The organism is Hyphomonas sp. (genome assembly GCF_022844445.1).
In the GTDB taxonomy this organism is placed as follows: domain Bacteria; phylum Pseudomonadota; class Alphaproteobacteria; order Caulobacterales; family Hyphomonadaceae; genus Hyphomonas.
This window is the reverse complement of sequence record NZ_JALHLS010000012.1, coordinates 32932-49814: the sequence shown is the minus strand read 5'-3', so window position 1 is coordinate 49814 and position 16883 is coordinate 32932. Positions and strand designations below refer to the sequence as shown.

The following is a 16883-nucleotide window of genomic DNA, read 5'->3' as shown; positions in this document are numbered from 1 at the left end:
TCTGCCTGCGGAGCTATGTCCGTCGATGGTCCCGCATCAGGCCAGCAAAACGCTCGAACAGGTAGAAGCTGTCCTGCGGGCCGGGCGAGGCTTCTGGGTGGTGCTGCACCGAGATGATCGGCTTGCCCGCCACCGCGAGGCCGGAGTTTGTGCCGTCGAACAGCGAGCGATGGCTTTCCGAAACGCCTTTGGGAAGGGTCGCGACATCAACCGTGAAGCCATGGTTCATCGAGACGATCTCGACCTTGCCGGTCGCGAGATCCTTCACCGGATGGTTTGCGCCGTGATGGCCCTGCGCCATTTTCATCGTCTTGGCGCCGAGCGCGAGGGCCAGCATCTGGTGGCCAAGGCAGATGCCGAGGATCGGGATGCCCGAAGCGATCAGTTCACGGATCATCGCGCCGGAGCGCACATAGGTCGCTGACGGGTCGCCGGGGCCGTTTGAGAACACGACGCCGTCTGGTTTCAGCGCGAGAATCTCGGCGGAGGTTGCATCTCCGTTCAGCACGGTTGACCGTGCGCCGGCGCTCGCGAGGTTGCGCAGGATATTCTTCTTCACGCCAAAATCGACGACCACGACATGGAACTCGGCATTGCCGCAGGCCGCATGGCCAACGCCCGGCTTCCACAGGCCTTCGGTATGCTCGAACGCTTCTTCCTGGACGACATCCGCGGCGAGGTCAGCGTTATCAAGTCCGGCCCAGGCCTGGGCGGCGGCGATCAGCGCCTTGAAATCTATCTTGCCTTCCGGCTGGTGGCAGATGGCGGCCTTCGGCATGCCCAGCTCGCGGATGCGCCGGGTCAGCGCGCGCGTGTCCACGCCCGACAGGCCGACAATCCCCTTGCGGGCCAGCCAAACGCCGAAATTCTCGGCCGAGCGCCAGTTCGACGGCGCCGTTATCGGTTCGCGGAAAATCGCGCCCCGGGCCGCATCTGCGGCTGGCGGAGTGGACTCTTCATGGTCTTCGGGATTGGCGCCGACGTTGCCGATATGAGGGAAGGTAAACAGCACCAGCTGCTGGGCGTAGGAGGGGTCTGTCAGGATTTCCTGATAGCCTGTCATCGCCGTATTGAAGCAGAGTTCCCCGGTCCGGATGCCCGTTGCCCCGGCGCCTTGCCCCGCAAAAACCGTTCCGTCCGCAAGGGCAAGAGCCCCGGTGGCTGAGTCCATATCTTGATTCTTTGTCACAGACCGATTACCTCACCGCGCTCGACTGGCTTGACTCATCGTTAACCAGTCTGGCTAAAACTTGGCCGCTTATTGGGGCTGAGTCTCTGCACCGTCAAGCAATGTGCTGAGCGTGCAGGCGTGGAAAGGCATAGGACGGCATGGGCCGCGAAGATGTGTCAGCGTGCAAGGGCCTGAGAGCCCGGATTCTGCAGGCGCTCAAGGACGAATCGGCTTCCAGCGGCGACGAGACGAAGCGGGCCACCCTGCGTCTCGTTGAATGCGCCATCCGTGACCGCGATGTCTGTGCTCGCGGCCGGGGCGACGGCGCCTCCTGCCCCGATGAAGATGTGCGTATCGTGCTGGAAACGCTGGTCGCCCAGCGTGAACATTCCGCCCGCGAGCATGATGACGAAGGCCGTATCGAGGATGCAATTCGCGAACGGTCCGAAATCGAGATCATCCAGCAGTTCCTGCCCAAGCCGCTCTCCGGCAAGGCGCTGGATATTGCGGTCAAGCAGGTCGTCGAGGATCTCGGCGCCCGCAAGCTGACCGACCTTGGCCGCTGCGTGACGGCGCTCAAGGAACGCTATCCGGGCCTGATCGAGGCCTCCAGCGCCGGCAAGGCCGTGCGTACCGCGCTCAGCCGCTCCGTCTGACTTCGTCGCCCCGTTTGCCTGGTTGCCGCCTTCCTGCGGGCGCCTTGCCTTGGCCGCGAGTCTGAAAAGGCCGTTAGGTCCGGAACGTAACCGGCCAGCGTCCGTTCATGGAATTCCTAACCCACCCGAAAGGAAATTCTCATGAAAGCCCTTCTTTCCTCTGCCGGCGCCCTCGCCCTCATGCTGTCCGCGGCCGCCTGCGGCGCATCGGACACGGCAACCAACGAGTCCCCCGGTGCGGCCCAGAGAGCGGGCACCGAAGAGGTTGTGAACGACGCCCCGCAGGTCGCCGGCGCCGCTCCGGCCACTTACACTCTGGCCTCCGGCGAGTACGAAGCCTCTGACCTGATCGGCGCCCCGGTCCATAACGCGGCCGGCGAGGAAATCGCCACTGTCTCAGACGTCTGGCTCGGCACCAACGGCGCGGCCCCGATGCTGGTGGTGCGCGACGGCGGCGTTGCCGGCGTTGGCGGTGACCTGCGTACTCTGGCCTATGACGTCGCCACGATTGCGCCGGACCCGGAAGACACCGACGGCGAACCGGACGTGTTCGTGAAGATGAGCGGCGGCGACCTGTCGACACTGCCTTCCTTTGAGCAGGCTTCGGCGGACGACTTCCGCCTCGCCTCGGAAATGATCGGCTCGACCCTGGCCATCAGCTACAGTGGAGAGTCGGCCCGTATCAACGATCTCATCCTCTCCGAGACCGGCCAGGCCCGCTATGCTGTGATCTCGCCGGACCTCGCCAGCACGGACCAGATCCTGGTGGATGCCGGTAACATCTCCATCGCTGAAGGCGATGCTGACGGCGAACTGGTGCTCGACATCGATGCTGTGGGCTTTGCGGCCGCTCCCGCGTACCCCCGGGACTAGGCCCGTAACGTCCCGAGTGAGGGCCCTGCCGCAAGGCGGGGCCCATTTCTTTTGCAGCGGCGTGATTTGCTTCGTTCCCCCGGTCTCCCGAAAGCGATAGACTGGCGCGATGTCTCAGACGGTCCGCATACCTGACGGCTTCGTTGAGGAGCTGAAAGCCCGCATCCGGCCTTCGGATGTGATCGGGCGCAAGGTGAAGCTGACCAAGAAGGGCAAGGAATGGGTAGGCCTGTCGCCCTTCACCAACGAGAAGACGCCCAGCTTCTACGTCAACGACCAGAAACGCATCTTCAAATGCTTCTCCTCCGGCACCGGCGGTGACGTCATCAACTTCATCATGGAAACCGAGCGCCTTTCCTTCATGGAGGCGGTCGAGAAGCTTGCAGAAGAAGCCGGCATGCAGTTGCCGAAGGCGAGCCCGGAAGCCGCCGAAGCCTATGACCACCGCAAGCGTCTCGTCTCGGCCTGCGAAGCGGCTGCCAATTGGTTTGAGGACCGGCTCCATTCCAGCGAAGGCGCCGCCGCCCGCACCTATCTCGACGGACGCGGCCTTGAGCCCGCTGCCTGGAAACGACACCGCTTGGGATATGCTCCGGACGACTGGCGCCGCACCCGCGCGCACCTTGTCGAGCAAGGTTTCACGGACAGGGAACTTGTCGAGGCCGGCCTGATCCGCGAAAGCGACAAGGGCGGCGAGCCGTTCGACTTTTTCCGCGGCCGCCTGATGTTCCCGATCACCGACGTGCGCGGCGCCGTCATCGCTTTCGGGGGCAGGGGCCTGACGCCGGATGCGAAACCCAAATACCTGAACTCCGGCGACACTGAACTCTTCCACAAGTCCACTGTGCTCTACCGCTACAAGGTGGCCCGCGAAGCCCTTGGCTCGGGCGAGGGCGGCGGGCTGATCGTCTGCGAAGGCTACATGGACGCGATCGCACTGGCGGAAGCCGGCTTCGGTCAGGCCGTCGCCCCGCTCGGGACCGCACTGACCGAAGAACAGCTGCAGCTGATCTGGAAAGCCGGCCCCGAGCCCGTGATGTGCTTCGACGGTGACCGCGCCGGCCTCGGCGCCGCCTACCGCGCGCTCGACCGGGCGCTGCCCTTCGTCGAGCCGGGCCGGTCCATCTTCTTCGTCCTGCTACCGGACGGCATGGACCCCGACGACCTGATTCGGGCCCGCGGCGCCCTCGCCATGCGTGAAGAGATCGAGCGGCGGCTACCGCTGTCGGAGCTTCTGTGGCGCCGCGAACGCGACGCCGAGCCGCTGGACACGCCCGAGCGCCAGGCCGGTCTCGAAGCCCGCCTGATGGCTGCTTGCGGCCAGATCCGGCATGGCGGCGTTAAGGCTGCCTACGAGCGCGATCTAAAGTCCCGTCTGCGCGACCATATGTGGGCCCTCAGGGACGCAAAGCGCAGTGCCAGCTACAGGAAGGGCCGCCCCGGATCGGGACAAAATCCCGCAGAAGGCGAGCCCGCCCAGACCGAACTCAAGAAGGGCGCGCCCGCCAAGCTGCGCGGCCTCGGTGCCCTTGTCCGGGCCATCGACAGCCCCTTCCTGCTGGCCATGGGGGCCGAAACCCTCGCGGCCTGCGCTTTGGCGGACCCGGATGTGGTAAAAATACGCGATCTGCTTCTCGACATGGCAAATGCCGGAAAGCCTATTGACCGGGCGATACTGACCGCCCATTTAACGCAAACTGGGTTCATGCGTGCTGCCAGTTTGCTCAAAGATTATCCCGTAACGTCTCAGATAGCGGCCGATGGGCCCGAGGCACGGGAGTGGCTGATCGCCCTCGAGCAGTATGTGGCAGCCGGGCGTCCCGGCCAGGAAAACCTCGGCTCTGGCATGGATGATGCGAGCGGGGGAGCCTCGACGTCGCCTTCGGGTTGGCGGCGCAGGCACCAAATGGTCGCGGAGCGACGGGCCCTCAAAGCCCGCATGAACGAGGCAGCAGGCAAACGCAGCGACAGCTGACGGCAGGGCGATTGGCAAAAGGCGTGGGGCGGCAACAGGCGGCCACCTTCGCCAGGGAGAAACCGGACTATGGCGATAGCCACCAAAAAGAAGAAAAACACGGCCGGCGACGGCGAGGGCGAAGACGATAAAGAGACCGAAGCGGGTCTTGTCGATTTCAACGCGACAGACGTCAAAAAGGTCCTGAAGCGCGCCCAGAAGCGCGGTTTCATTACCCATGACGAAATCAACCAGCTGCTCCCGGATTCGGACATGAGCTCGGACCAGATCGAGGACGTGATGTCCCAGATCTCCGAGATGGGCATTGCGGTTGTCGAGACCGAGGAAGAAGCCGAGGAGCAGGGCAAGGCCCTGACCAAGCTCGAGGACAAGAAAGTCCTCGCCAAGAAAGGCAACGCGCGCGGCTCCGACCGTACCGACGACCCCGTGCGGATGTACCTGCGCGAAATGGGCGCCGTCGAGCTGCTCTCCCGCGAGGGCGAGATCGCGATTGCGAAACGTATCGAGGCCGGCCGGGACGCGATGATCCGGGGCCTCTGCGAAAGCCCGCTGACCTTCGAAGCCATGATGGTGTGGCGCGACGAGCTGATGAACGAGCGCATCCTGCTGCGCGACCTCATCGACCTTGAAGCCACCTACGGCGCAGAAAACCCGCCGCCCGAACCGAAGGTCATCGAGGAGAAACCGCCCGAGCCGGTCGCCCTCGCGAAAGGCAAAGGCAAGCGCCAGACCCAGGAAGAGATCGACGAGGTCGAAGCCGAACGCCTGCGCCAGCAGCAGCAGGAAGAGGAAGAGGAAGACGACGCGGCCGCCATGTCGATGTCGGCGATGGAAGGTGAACTGCGCGAAGGCGTGCTCGCCAAGCTCGACGAAATCGCCGAAAGCTTCGGCCGCTTTCGCAAGCTGCAGGACCGCCTCGTCGGCCGCCGCCTCGAAGGCAAGGACCTGACGCCGAAAGCGCAGTCCGAGTATGATGAGCTGTCGCTGCTGATCGTCGAGAACCTCAAGACGATCCACATCAACAACGCCCGTATCGAGGCGCTGGTCGAACAGCTCTATGCGATCAACAAGAAGCTGATGGGCCTTGAAGGCAAGCTGATGCGTCTCGCTGACGCGCACGGCGTGCCGCGCAAGGAATTCCTCGAGAACTATATCGGCTGCGAGCTTGAGCCCAACTGGTCCGAGCGCGTGCGCGCGATTTCGGCCAAGTGGAAGCGCCTTATCGACGGCAAGGGCGGCGAAATCGAAATCGTCCGTACGGAGATCACCGAGATCGCCACCGAGATCGGCATCCCGATCGACGACTTCCGCCGGATCGTGCAGACCGTGCAGAAGGGCGAGCGCGAAGCCCGCATCGCAAAGAAGGAGATGGTGGAAGCCAACCTCCGTCTCGTGATCTCGATCGCCAAGAAATACACCAATCGCGGCCTGCAGTTCCTGGATCTCATCCAGGAGGGCAACATCGGCCTCATGAAAGCGGTCGACAAGTTCGAATACCGCCGCGGCTACAAGTTCTCGACCTATGCCACCTGGTGGATCCGTCAGGCGATCACCCGGTCCATCGCGGACCAGGCCCGCACGATCCGTATCCCGGTGCACATGATCGAGACGATCAACAAGATCATCCGTACACAGCGCCAGATGCTGCACGAGATCGGCCGCGAGCCCACCCCGGAAGAACTGGCCGAAAAGCTCGGCCTTCCGCTCGAGAAGATCCGCAAGGTCCTCAAGATCGCAAAAGAGCCGATCTCGCTGGAAACCCCGATTGGCGACGACGAGGATTCAAACCTTGGCGACTTTATCGAGGACAAGATGGCGCTGCTTCCGGTGGACGCGGCCATCCAGTCGAACCTGCGCGAGACGACCACCCGCGTGCTCGCCTCGCTCACCCCGCGTGAGGAACGTGTGCTGCGCATGCGCTTCGGCATCGGCATGAACACCGACCACACGCTCGAAGAAGTCGGCCAGCAATTCTCGGTCACCCGCGAACGCATCCGCCAGATCGAAGCCAAGGCGCTGCGCAAGCTGAAGCACCCGAGCCGGTCGCGGAAGCTGCGAAGCTTCCTGGATACCTGATCCAAATCCAAAGGGCGGCTTTCGGGCCGCCCTTTTTCTTTCTCTGCAATGCAACGAACCGGCGTTCCGTGCGCTTGATCAGCCACGACTGCCGAAATCTAAAATGCTCCGCCCCTTCAATCCAGGACCCCGCCCATGCGCGTGAAGATCGACGCTTCACTGTCTTACCACTTTGCTCAGCCGGCGGATGTCGTGCTGGCGCTGGAGGCGATCCGGGCGGTGGATCAGGTGATCGTCTCTGACCAGCTCACGCTCTCGCCGATGAGTCCGTTGACGCTGGCGGATGGCCCGGAGCTGATGGGCCGGCGGCAGTGGACGACCGCGGGCGGGGATGTGAACATCCGCTACCAGGCGCTGGTCGATGTCACGCGCGGGCATGTCAACATCGCGGGTCTTTACGTGCCGCCGCGACGGGACCTGCCGCATGAGGTGATCACCTATCTGATGCCGAGCCGGTATTGCGAGTCCGACCGGCTGGCGCCGTTTGCCGAGACGCAGTTCTCGTCCGGTGCGCAGGGCGGCAACCAGGTGCTGGAGATGGCCGACTGGATCTACCGCAATTTCGAGTACGCCCTGGGGGTCAGTGATGCGACGACGACGGCGACGGATACGTTCCTGATGCGTCGCGGGGTCTGCCGGGATTTTGCCCATACGTTGATCAGCTTCTGCCGCGCGGTCGGCATTCCGGCGCGGATGGTGTCGGCCTATGCGCCGGGGATCAATCCGCCGGATTTCCATGCGGTCGTCGAAGTCTGGCTCGGCAATGCCTGGCACCTGATCGACCCGACGCGGCTGTCGGGCGAGGACAGCCTCGTGCGCATCGCGGTCGGGCGGGACGCGACCGATATCAGCTTCATGACGATCTTTGGCGCCGCCGCGCTGGTGGACCAGAGTGTCGCCGTGTCGGTTCTTGCGCCGGAACCAGCGACTATCTGAACGTGTCGCAGGCGTTCGGGTCGCCGCTCTGGTAGCCGCGCTCCAGCCATTCCATTCTCTGCGCGGCGGTGCCGTGGGTGAAGCCTTCGGGCGTGACCCTGCCGGTCATCCGCTTCTGGATCATGTCATCGCCGATCGCGTTGGCGGTCTTCATGCCTTCTTCCATGTCGCCCTGTTCCAGCGCAACGGCGCCGCCCGAGACGCCGGGCGCCTGCGCGGCCCAGACGCCGGCATAGCAGTCGGCCTGCAGTTCCAGCGCGATGGAATACTGGTTGGCTTCTTCCTGGCTGCGCGCGGCTTGCTGCGCTTCGCGTACTTTCTGGGACTGGCCGGTCAGCGTCTGCACATGGTGGCCGAACTCGTGCGCGATCACATAGGCGCGGGCAAATTCCGCGCCTGAGGCGCCGAGCTTGGTTTCCATTTCCTGCCAGAACGAGAGATCGAGATACACGGTCTGGTCCGGCGGGCAGTAGAACGGCCCCATCGCGGCCCGGCCGAAGCCGCAGCCGGTGTTGGTGCCCTGTTCGTAGAGCACGACGGTGGGCGGCGTGTAGCCGGGCAGGGCCTGGACCCAGACATCGTTGATGTTGGCGCCGATCACATCGACGAACAGGCCGGCCTCATCGGCAGGCGTGCCCTCGACGCCGGCCTGCTGCTCGCTGGTCACCTGCGAGGCTTCGCCGAGAACGGCTTGTGTCTGCGAGGGGTCGATGCCGAACACGAAGTAGCCGATCAGCGCGATCACCATCACGCCGAGACCGCCGCCGCCGACCGCTGCCGCAGGGCTCATCCCGCGCCGGTCTTCCACATTGCCACCGCGCCGTCCGCCTTGCCACTTCATCTGAGCTCTCCCTTGGGCGGACCGGTCCTCGGCCGTTGCCTACCTTCTACAGCCATACCGGCGGGCAGGGCCAGCCTTGCTGGCCGCTGAACTCGCTGGCATCTAGTCAACGACGAAGAAGCGGAGCTGTTCCATGCGCCTCAATCAGGTGACCCTGCCTTGTACCGAATATGCCGCCAGCGTGGCCTGGTGGCAGCGGTTCGGGCTGACGCTGATTGTCGACTCGCCGCCGCGCTATGCGCGGTTCGAGTGCCCCGTGTTCGACGGTGAGGAGCCGTCGACGCTGTCGATCCACCAGGTGGAGGCGTCGCTGACGGCGGACTGGCCTGCAGTGTATTTCGAAGTGAAGGACGTTTTCATGGAAGTCGGCGGGCGCTGCATGGTGGGTATCCATCCGCTGGGCGAGCCCGAGCGCCAGGACTGGCGCTGGACAGAGGCCTGGTTCCGCGATCCCGCCGGCAACCGCGTCTGCCTCTACTCGGCCGGGCAGAACCGCCGGTTCCCGCCCTGGCGGGTTGGGGCGGCGGCGGAGTAGGCGGTTGGGGTCTTGGGGATTGAAAATTTCCTGAGAGATCATGCCGGGAGTATAACTCCGTGCACGGAGGTGTAGCGGAAGGAATTGAGGAGTATCCTACAAGGGCTTGAGCGCGTTGGCTTTTTGTTTTTCCGGAAGCGCGGTTTTTGTAGGCGCAAGTTCGGGGTGCTGAGCTCGCCATCCCTCTCCAGGCTGCTTCATCCGTCCGCATTCAACGCACACGGGACTCGAGTTTTTCTCATTCATTCTCATTTTTCATCGCTCGGTATCGCGGCGTTATCGCCGCGTATCGGCCGGGCGGATGTCTTCGGCGGCGACTTTTCGCTTGGCCGTTTCGCGCGCCGTGTGTTCGCACTTGGCGCCCTTGCGTTTGAAGTTTGCCATCGCGGCCTACTGAGCGGATGGGCGATCTGGTGCCAGCAGGCTGAACTGCAACTGAACGGGCGTTGGTACGCTCTAGCGCTCCTTCGGGTCGAGCGCGTCGCGCAGGCCGTCGCCGATGAAGTTGAGGCAGAGGAGGGTGACCGACATGGTGACCGCCGGGGCGATCAGCATCCAGGGCTTGTCTTCCATCATGTCGGCGCCGTCGGCGATCAGCACGCCGAGCGAGGTCAGCGGTTCGTTCACGCCGAGGCCGAGGAAGGAGAGGAAGCTTTCGGCGAGGATGACGACCGGGATGGTGAGGGTCACGTAGACGGCGACCGGGCCGATGACGTTCGGCAGGATGTGGCGCGTGATGATGCCGGCCTGCGAGACACCGGCGGCGCGGGCGGCCTCGATGAACTCCTTGTTCTTAATCGACAGGGTCTGGCCGCGCACGATGCGGCTCATCGTCAGCCATTCGATCGCGCCGATGGCAGCGAAGATCAGCACGATGTTCCGTTCAAAGACGGTCAGCAGCAGGATGACGAAGAAGATGAAGGGCAGGGCGTAGAGCACATCCACGATGCGCATCATGAAGTTGTCGATGCGCCCGCCGAGATAGCCTGCGACGGCGCCCCAGGTGACGCCGATCACAAGGCTGACGATGGTGGCGACCACGCCGACCATCAGCGAGATGCGCAGGCCGATCAACAGGCGGGCGAAGAGGTCGCGGCCCTGCAAGTCGGTGCCGAGGATGTGCCAGTTCTCGAAGGTCGGCGGGATGGTGCGCAGGTCCGAGATGGTCTCGTGATTGTGCACCCAGACGAGCGGGCCGAAAGCGGCGATCAGCACGATGATTCCGAACAGGATCATCGAGACGACGGCGGCCTTGTTGCGCAGGAGGCGCGCGCGGGCATCGTCCCACAGCGAGCGGCCGCCCTGGATGGCGAGGTTGACCGCTTCGACGCGGCCAGTCGGATCAAGAACCGGATCGAGGTGCGCCATCAGTCGTATTTCACCTTGGGATCAAGCATGGCGTAGAGAATGTCGGCCACGAGATTGAGAAGGATGATCAGGCCCGCATAGACGATGATCGCGCCCATCACGAGCGTGTAGTCGCGGTTCAGGGCACCGTCGACGAAGTAGGAGCCGAGGCCGGGCAGGCCGAAGATCTTCTCGATGACAACCGAGCCGGTCATCACGCGGGCCATCGCGGGGCCGGCATAGGAGACGAGCGGCAGCAGGGCGGACGGCAGGGCGTGGCGTGTGATCACGTCCCATTCCGAGAGGCCCTTGGCGCGGGCGGTGCGGATATGGTTGGCGCGCATCGTCTCGATGATCGAGGCGCGCATCAGGCGCGAGATGATGGCGATCTGGGCGAGCGAGAGGGTGATGATCGGCAGCGTGAGGTTGTGCCAGCTCATGCCAATGTTGGGATAGGTCCCGAGCCCGCCGACCGCGAAGAGGCCGGCACCCAGCGCGAAGATCAAGATGAGGATTGGGCCGATGACGAAACTCGGCACCGAAATGCCGACCATCGCCACCCCCATGACGCTGAAGTCTGCCGCCGAGTTTTGCCTGAGCCCCGCGAAGATGCCGAGGGCGGTGCCGAGGATGAGGGAGATGACCATGGTCAGCGCGCCGATGGTCAGCGAGACGGGCAGGCCGTCCGCGATCAGGTCGTTCACGCTCTTGCCGAGGGTCTTGTAGGAGGGGCCGAAATCGCCCTGCAGTACGCCGCCAACATAGTCGAGGTATTGTTCGTGGAGCGGCTTATCGAGGCCGAACTTCTCGGCGATGGCGCGCTCGGTGGCGGCGGGGAGCTTGCGTTCGCCGTCGAAGGGGCCGCCAGGGGCGGCGCGCATCATCAGGAAGGCCACGGTGATGATTGCCAGCATCGTGGGGATGGCAATCAGGAGCCGCCTTAGCGTATAGCCCCATGGAATCCTGCGGAAAGCGCGTTGCAGCATAGACACGTTGGTGAAAAGCCTCTGGACACAACAGGTTGAACGTTCGGGGCGGCAACGCCCGCTTGGCAGGGGCCTTTACATTCCTTAGCTTGAGACGCGAAGCGATCAAGCGACACGCTGCACTCGAGGAGAGCACACAAATGGCCGATATCCGTCAGGTGACCCCTGATTTCGCGGTCGCCCCGCAACTTACTGAAGCCGATTTGGACGCCGTGGCCAAGGCCGGTTTCAAGACGCTGATTGCGAATCGCCCCGATGGGGAAGGCGGCGTAGACCAGCCGCGCATGGGCGCGATTCGCGCGAAAGCCGAATCCCTGGGGCTGACATTCGCCGCATTGCCGTTTTCCGGTGCGCCGACGCCGGAGATTGTCGAGCGGATGGGGCATATTCTGAACGAGGCCCCGCAACCGGTGCTGGCCTACTGCCGGACGGGTACGCGCTCGATCACGGCCTGGGCCCTCGTGCATGCCGGTCAGGGCGCCGGGGACGACATCATCGACGCGGCCGCGGGGGCCGGATACGACCTCTCCAGCCTGCGCGAACTGCTGTAGGACCGGGCGGCTGACACAGTCGCGCCACAAAGCGGGAGTTGAAGCGGACGCCGAGGCGTGCGAGGCGTCACGTCCTGTAGAGGATCCGGCCAGCGCAAGCGGCAAACCGGGAGCAGAGTACATGTCAGGCCGTATGTGGACCGATGACTTCAAGCTTGAGCAGGGCGTTATCCTGGTCAAGAAAACCGGCGCGCGGATCGTGCCGGACATCGCGCTCCTGCACAGCGTCTTTACGTGGTTCTGTTTCTATTTCTTCGTTCAGAACTGGCGCACCTGGCGCCTGATTACCGGGCACAAACGCCCGACCATCGCCTTCTATCCCGACAAGCCGCGGCCCTGGTATTTCATCTGGTCTGTGATGCACGTCTCCGGCGCCAAGCTGGTCGAGGACGTCTCTGCGGCCGACATCGTGATGCAGTTCGATGATTCGACCGAGACCGGGCACCGCGCGCCGCAGGTGAAGACGGGCGCGCGCCTGATCAATTTCGGGTGCAATGACATTTCCAAGACACGGGTCGCCGCTGCGTTTGAAACCGCCAGCGGCGATTCGCTTCTGGTGGACCCGCTGACCTTCCGCGGCCGGATGGTCGAGAAGTCGGAAGCCAATGCCGCGCATGACGGGCGGGTTATCGAAGGGCCGCTGGACGAGGCGGTTCCGGGCAAGGCGTATCAGCGCCTGATCGACAACGAGATCCCCGGCGGGCTGGTCGAAGACCTGCGCTGCTGCCTGGTGGGCGGAACACCGATTGTGGTTTTCCGCAAGCGCCGTCCGCTGGAACGCCGCTTTCTCAACGAGAATGTTGAAGTTTTGCTCGATGAGCCACGCAACTGCTACTCGCCTGATGAAATTCGCGTGATAGAGCGCTTTGCTGCTGAAATCGGGCTCGACTGGGGTGGGGTGGATGTCCTACGCGATCGGTCGACGGGACGAATCTTCATCGTCGATGCGAACAAGACGGACATGGGTCCGCCGGTCGCTCTGAAACTGGGCGGGAAGCTGCGCGCAACACGCCGCATGGCCCGTGCCTTCGCAGAGACCTTTGCACCGAAGAAACGATGAGAGCCGGATCCGTCCGTTAACTGAAGGTTCCTCTTCACATGGCCATCCCATACGTCCGCGGTATCGAATTCGAATACGGCCGCGTTGACCAGGTATCCCCGCTGGTCCGCCGCGTGATTGCCAACAATCCGGGCCCCTTCACCTACATGGGCACCGGCGTCTACATAATTGGCAAGGGCGATGTGGCCGTGATCGATCCGGGGCCAATGCAGGACGACCATTTCGAAGCGCTGAAAGCGGCTCTCGCCGGTGAACGCGTAACGCACGTGCTGGTAACGCATGGCCACTCCGACCACTCGCCGCTGGCCGCGCCGCTCGCCGCATGGGCGGGTTGCAAGACCTATTCGCTGTATCGCGGCATCCATACCGCGAAGGACGAACTCGGCAGCGAAGACGACCTGAGTTTTGTACCGGACATCGAAATTGGCGACGGCGCGGTGATTTCCGGGCCGGGCTGGACGCTCGATGTTATCGAGACGCCGGGCCATACCGCCAACCACATCTGCTTCGGTCTGCGCGAAGAGAATGCCTGTTTCTCTGGTGATCATATCATGGGCTGGTCGACCACGGTCGTCGCGCCGCCGGATGGCAACATGGGCGATTACATGCGCAGCCTCGAAAAGATCGCGGCGCGCGGGTTCGACATCCTGTGGCCAACGCATGGCGACGCGGTGCGCGGCAAGGCCTTTGTCGCGGAGTTCATTTCCGAGTACGCTGCCCACCGCCGGGCGCGCGAAGCGGCGATCCTTGCCGAGCTGCGTGGCGGCGAGACGTCGATCCCCGCAATGGTGACGCGGATGTACAAGGATGTGGACCAGCGCCTCCACCCTGCCGCCGCAATGAGCGTACTTGGCCACATGCTTGATCTGATCGAACGCGGCCTCGTGGTGACACCCGATGCGGCGCCCACGCCCCGCTCGAAGTTTGATCTTGTGGCCCAGCGCGCTTGATTTCCGGTCAGCGACTGTTCATCGCGGCGCGTTAAGGCTTTGCAATCCGCTGGGCGTCTGGCAGCAAGGGGCCAGAAATTTCGTCCATTCCGGCCGAACGCGCGCAATTGAACCGCGCGGGACACCTTTTGCGATCAGGAGATGCTTTCGATGACCACTCGCCGCTCGGTTCTCACCGCTTCCGTCTTCGCGCTCGCCGCGCTTGCCCTGGCCGCCTGCGGCGGCGGAGGGGCGAAAGAAAAGCCGGGCGACGTGCCGACCCTGCGGCGCGGCATCTCGGCCAAGGTGGATACGCTCGACCCGCACAAGTCCTCGGCCCAGTGGGAGAATATCGTGATCGGCGACATGCTGATCGGCCTGACGACGGATGGCGTGGATGGCAAGCCGATCCCCGGCATGGCAACAAGCTGGGAAACGGACCCGACCGGCACGGTGTGGACATTCAAGATCGGCGATTACAACTGGTCCGACGGCCAGCCGGTGAAGGCGAGCGACTTCGTCTACGCCTTGCGCCGCATCCAGGATCCGGTGATCGCCTCGCAGTACGCCTCGATGCTCTGGCTGATCAAGAACGCCGAGAAGGTGAACGCTGGCGAACTTCCGCCGGACCAGCTCGGCGCGCGCGCCATCGATGACAAGACACTGGAACTGACGCTGGAGTATCCGGCGCCCTACCTGCCGGGCCTCCTGACGCACTACACGACCTATCCGGTTCCTGAGCACGTGGTCGAGCAGTTCGGCGATGCCTGGATCCAGCCGGAGAACATCGTCGTCAACGGTCCCTACAAGCTCGTCTACTGGCGCACCGGCGACCAGCTCGTCTCCGAAAAGAACCCGACCGGCTTCGGTGCGGCGGAAGCCTGCTTCGACCGCGTCGCCTATTTCGAGATCGAGAACGAAGCGGCCTACGAGAACAAGATCGCGGCCGGCGAACTGGATATCAACAATGTCTTCTCGGGACCGCGCAAAGCAGAGCTAGAGGCCAAGTTTCCCGGCTGGCCGCGAACGACGCCTGGCCTGCTGGTAACCTACTGGACCTTCAACCAGACCAAACCGCCGTTCAACGATGTGCGCGTGCGCAAGGCGCTTTCTCTGTCGCTCGACCGCGAGTTCATGGTGCGAAATGTGCTGACGCCGGGCTTTGAGCCGGCCTATGCCTTCGTGCCGCCGGGCATGTCGAACTATGAGGTGCCGCGCCCGCAGGTCAGCTGGAAGGAGATGCCACGCCCCGAGCGCCTGGCCGAAGCGAAACGCCTGCTGGAAGAGGCCGGCTTCGGCCCGAACAATCCGCTGAAGTTCGAGTTCATTCACCGCTCGACCGGTGACAATCCGAAGGTTGCCCCGGTGGCGCAGCAGAACTGGGCCGAGATTGCGCCGTGGGTGCAGCCGGTAATCGTGAAGCAGGACACCAAGGTGCTCTACGCCCGCCTTCGCCAGAACGACTTCGAGGTGTCGGATGCCGCCTGGCTTGCGGACTTCGATGATCCGATCAACTATCTCTACCTGCTGCAATCGACGACTGGCCAGCAGAACTACGGCAAGTACGCGAACCCCGAGTATGATGCGCTGCTGAACCAGTCGAACCAGGAACTGGACCTCACCAAGCGGGCCGAGATCTTCGCCCAGGCCGAAGCGCTGATGATGGAAGAATATCCGATCACGCCGATGTGGGTTCAGGTGACGCAGAACCTGGTCGACCCGACGCTGACGGGCTGGGTAGACAATGCCAAGGACAACCACCGCTCGCGTTTCCTCTGCCGGGAGGGTATGAAGACCCCCTGAGTCCACGCTCTCGGGGAGTAACGGATGGAGCATGAAGCCGAAGCTGCCGGCATGGCAGCGGCCGGCGGGCTGCACAGCGGGACGCATCACCCCGTCGAGAAGGGAGCGCCCTGCCGCAATTGCGGAGGGGTTGTCCAGGAACGGTTCTGTACGGTCTGCGGCCAGTTGGGGGCTGATTTCCACAGGCCGATCTGGGACCTTGTCACGTCCAGCATCGGCGACATGTTTGCGCTCGACGGACGCCTCTGGCGGACACTGCCGATGTTGATGCTGCGCCCGGGCCGGATGACGCGGGACTATATCGACGGGCGCCGGGCGCGGTTCGTGCCTCCGTTCCGTCTGTTCCTGCTGACCTCGGTGATCTTCTTCCTGACAGTCTTCACGGTGCTGGAAAACCAGCCCTGGATGAAGGAAATGAAACTCGCCCCGGGCTGGCAGCCGGAAGGCGAGTTCGTTGTTTTTGGCGACACGAGCTTCAAGCTGGGCGGATCGGAACGGCTCGCGGCGCTAGAGGCGGAGCTGGACGGCGCCGATCTGGACGCGCCGCGCCGGCGCGAAATCGAGGCGGAGATTGCCGCGCTCCAGCAGAACGGCAACAGCGCCGCCATGATGATGCGCCCGGACGGCACGGTCGACCGGGAGGCGCTGCGCCTCTCGGTGGCGGAGTCCAATCCGGACCTTACAGGCCAGGACCTCGCCCTTGCGCAGGCGGCGGCAGACCGGCTCGCGAACCTGTTCGAGAACCAGGAACGCTTCGGCGCCCGACTCAAGGAATGGGCGCCGCGCTTCACGGTGCTCTTCCTCCCGATCTTTTCCTTGCTGCTGGCGCTGTCCTATGCCTGGCACCGCAAACGCTACATCTATGACCACCTGATCACCGGGCTGCACTTTCAGACGTTCGTGTATGTGCTGGCGACCGTGCTGATGATCGCGTCCTGGATGTACCCGCCCTTCACGCCGTTTGCGGCAGGCGGCTCGTTTCTGATCGTGTTCGTCTACCTGCTGCGGATGTTGCGGGTGACCTATGACACCGGCTACATCATGTCGTTCCTTCGGACCTTCTTCCTGCTGATCGCCGGCCTGATCGTTCTCAACCTGCTGGCGGCCGGTCTTGTGCTGCTGAGCTTTTACCTGACCTGAGGCC

15 protein-coding genes are annotated in these 16883 nt (G+C 63.8%); 11 read left to right on the top strand and 4 right to left on the bottom strand.

Annotated elements, in window-relative coordinates:
• Positions 1–13: 13 nt before the first annotated feature.
• On the bottom strand, positions 14–1171 hold the full coding sequence (gene carA / locus Q0C17_RS13430) for a glutamine-hydrolyzing carbamoyl-phosphate synthase small subunit (RefSeq protein WP_291207264.1): 1158 nt from the start codon (positions 1169–1171) through the stop codon (positions 14–16).
• Between the two features lie 158 nt (positions 1172–1329).
• On the opposite strand from carA, the gene Q0C17_RS13425 reads away from it, so the two are divergent.
• From Q0C17_RS13425 to Q0C17_RS13405, 5 genes are all read left to right on the top strand, one after another.
• Positions 1330–1827 (top strand): GatB/YqeY domain-containing protein, encoded by a 498-nt coding sequence (locus tag Q0C17_RS13425; RefSeq protein WP_291207262.1) that lies wholly within the window; start codon positions 1330–1332, stop codon positions 1825–1827.
• 141 nt (positions 1828–1968) lie between these two features.
• Positions 1969–2700: a PRC-barrel domain-containing protein gene (locus tag Q0C17_RS13420; RefSeq protein ID WP_291207260.1), complete on the top strand. Its 732-nt coding sequence runs from the start codon at positions 1969–1971 to the stop codon at positions 2698–2700.
• 109 nt (positions 2701–2809) lie between these two features.
• A complete protein-coding gene (dnaG, locus tag Q0C17_RS13415; RefSeq protein WP_291207258.1) occupies positions 2810–4675 on the top strand; it encodes a DNA primase in 1866 nt (621 codons plus the stop codon).
• A gap of 69 nt (positions 4676–4744) precedes the next feature.
• Positions 4745–6751, top strand: coding sequence for an RNA polymerase sigma factor RpoD (rpoD, locus tag Q0C17_RS13410; RefSeq protein ID WP_291039015.1), 2007 nt, complete (start codon positions 4745–4747; stop codon positions 6749–6751).
• Between the two features lie 135 nt (positions 6752–6886).
• Positions 6887–7687 carry a transglutaminase family protein gene (locus tag Q0C17_RS13405; RefSeq protein WP_291039019.1) on the top strand — a complete coding sequence of 267 codons (801 nt, stop codon included), beginning with the start codon at positions 6887–6889 and terminating at the stop codon, positions 7685–7687.
• Here Q0C17_RS13405 and Q0C17_RS13400 read toward each other — a convergent pair.
• Positions 7680–8528, bottom strand: coding sequence for a neutral zinc metallopeptidase (locus Q0C17_RS13400; protein ID WP_291039022.1), 849 nt, complete (start codon positions 8526–8528; stop codon positions 7680–7682). The genes Q0C17_RS13405 and Q0C17_RS13400 overlap by 8 nt on opposite strands.
• Positions 8529–8661: 133 nt before the next feature.
• On the opposite strand from Q0C17_RS13400, the gene Q0C17_RS13395 reads away from it, so the two are divergent.
• Positions 8662–9063, top strand: a complete 402-nt coding sequence (locus Q0C17_RS13395) for a VOC family protein (protein WP_291039024.1) — start codon at positions 8662–8664, stop codon at positions 9061–9063.
• A 456-nt stretch (positions 9064–9519) separates the two neighbouring features.
• Here Q0C17_RS13395 and Q0C17_RS13390 read toward each other — a convergent pair whose 3' ends face one another.
• Together Q0C17_RS13390 and Q0C17_RS13385 are read right to left on the bottom strand one after the other, a co-directional pair.
• On the bottom strand, positions 9520–10431 hold the full coding sequence (locus tag Q0C17_RS13390; RefSeq protein ID WP_291207256.1) for an ABC transporter permease subunit: 912 nt from the start codon (positions 10429–10431) through the stop codon (positions 9520–9522).
• Complete coding sequence (locus Q0C17_RS13385; protein WP_291207447.1) at positions 10431–11396, bottom strand: ABC transporter permease subunit; 966 nt, start codon at positions 11394–11396, stop codon at positions 10431–10433. Before Q0C17_RS13385 ends, Q0C17_RS13390 begins: the two co-directional genes overlap by 1 nt.
• Positions 11397–11536: 140 nt before the next feature.
• Here Q0C17_RS13385 and Q0C17_RS13380 point away from each other — a divergent pair, with 140 nt between their 5' ends.
• The 5 genes from Q0C17_RS13380 to Q0C17_RS13360 all read left to right on the top strand — a co-directional run bounded on the left by Q0C17_RS13380 (position 11537) and on the right by Q0C17_RS13360 (position 16879).
• On the top strand, positions 11537–11947 hold the full coding sequence (locus Q0C17_RS13380) for a TIGR01244 family sulfur transferase (RefSeq protein WP_291207254.1): 411 nt from the start codon (positions 11537–11539) through the stop codon (positions 11945–11947).
• A gap of 121 nt (positions 11948–12068) precedes the next feature.
• Positions 12069–13007 (top strand): hypothetical protein, encoded by a 939-nt coding sequence (locus Q0C17_RS13375; protein WP_291207253.1) that lies wholly within the window; start codon positions 12069–12071, stop codon positions 13005–13007.
• A gap of 38 nt (positions 13008–13045) precedes the next feature.
• On the top strand, positions 13046–13957 hold the full coding sequence (locus tag Q0C17_RS13370) for an MBL fold metallo-hydrolase (RefSeq protein WP_291207251.1): 912 nt from the start codon (positions 13046–13048) through the stop codon (positions 13955–13957).
• 150 nt (positions 13958–14107) lie between these two features.
• Complete coding sequence (locus tag Q0C17_RS13365; RefSeq protein WP_291207250.1) at positions 14108–15739, top strand: peptide ABC transporter substrate-binding protein; 1632 nt, start codon at positions 14108–14110, stop codon at positions 15737–15739.
• Positions 15740–15763: 24 nt separating this feature from the next.
• A complete protein-coding gene (locus Q0C17_RS13360) occupies positions 15764–16879 on the top strand; it encodes a DUF3667 domain-containing protein (RefSeq protein ID WP_291207248.1) in 1116 nt (371 codons plus the stop codon).
• Positions 16880–16883: the final 4 nt, after the last annotated feature.

What these genes read in the sequence shown, in the direction of transcription:
- carA (WP_291207264.1), bottom strand. Translation starts at nt 1,171, where the DNA reads ATGGACTCAGCCACCGGGGCTCTTGCCCTTGCGGACGGAACGGTTTTT.
- Q0C17_RS13425 (WP_291207262.1), top strand. Translation starts at nt 1,330, where the DNA reads ATGGGCCGCGAAGATGTGTCAGCGTGCAAGGGCCTGAGAGCCCGGATT.
- Q0C17_RS13420 (WP_291207260.1), top strand. Translation starts at nt 1,969, where the DNA reads ATGAAAGCCCTTCTTTCCTCTGCCGGCGCCCTCGCCCTCATGCTGTCC.
- dnaG (WP_291207258.1), top strand. Translation starts at nt 2,810, where the DNA reads ATGTCTCAGACGGTCCGCATACCTGACGGCTTCGTTGAGGAGCTGAAA.
- rpoD (WP_291039015.1), top strand. Translation starts at nt 4,745, where the DNA reads ATGGCGATAGCCACCAAAAAGAAGAAAAACACGGCCGGCGACGGCGAG.
- Q0C17_RS13405 (WP_291039019.1), top strand. Translation starts at nt 6,887, where the DNA reads ATGCGCGTGAAGATCGACGCTTCACTGTCTTACCACTTTGCTCAGCCG.
- Q0C17_RS13400 (WP_291039022.1), bottom strand. Translation starts at nt 8,528, where the DNA reads ATGAAGTGGCAAGGCGGACGGCGCGGTGGCAATGTGGAAGACCGGCGC.
- Q0C17_RS13395 (WP_291039024.1), top strand. Translation starts at nt 8,662, where the DNA reads ATGCGCCTCAATCAGGTGACCCTGCCTTGTACCGAATATGCCGCCAGC.
- Q0C17_RS13390 (WP_291207256.1), bottom strand. Translation starts at nt 10,431, where the DNA reads ATGGCGCACCTCGATCCGGTTCTTGATCCGACTGGCCGCGTCGAAGCG.
- Q0C17_RS13385 (WP_291207447.1), bottom strand. Translation starts at nt 11,396, where the DNA reads ATGCTGCAACGCGCTTTCCGCAGGATTCCATGGGGCTATACGCTAAGG.
- Q0C17_RS13380 (WP_291207254.1), top strand. Translation starts at nt 11,537, where the DNA reads ATGGCCGATATCCGTCAGGTGACCCCTGATTTCGCGGTCGCCCCGCAA.
- Q0C17_RS13375 (WP_291207253.1), top strand. Translation starts at nt 12,069, where the DNA reads ATGTCAGGCCGTATGTGGACCGATGACTTCAAGCTTGAGCAGGGCGTT.
- Q0C17_RS13370 (WP_291207251.1), top strand. Translation starts at nt 13,046, where the DNA reads ATGGCCATCCCATACGTCCGCGGTATCGAATTCGAATACGGCCGCGTT.
- Q0C17_RS13365 (WP_291207250.1), top strand. Translation starts at nt 14,108, where the DNA reads ATGACCACTCGCCGCTCGGTTCTCACCGCTTCCGTCTTCGCGCTCGCC.
- Q0C17_RS13360 (WP_291207248.1), top strand. Translation starts at nt 15,764, where the DNA reads ATGGAGCATGAAGCCGAAGCTGCCGGCATGGCAGCGGCCGGCGGGCTG.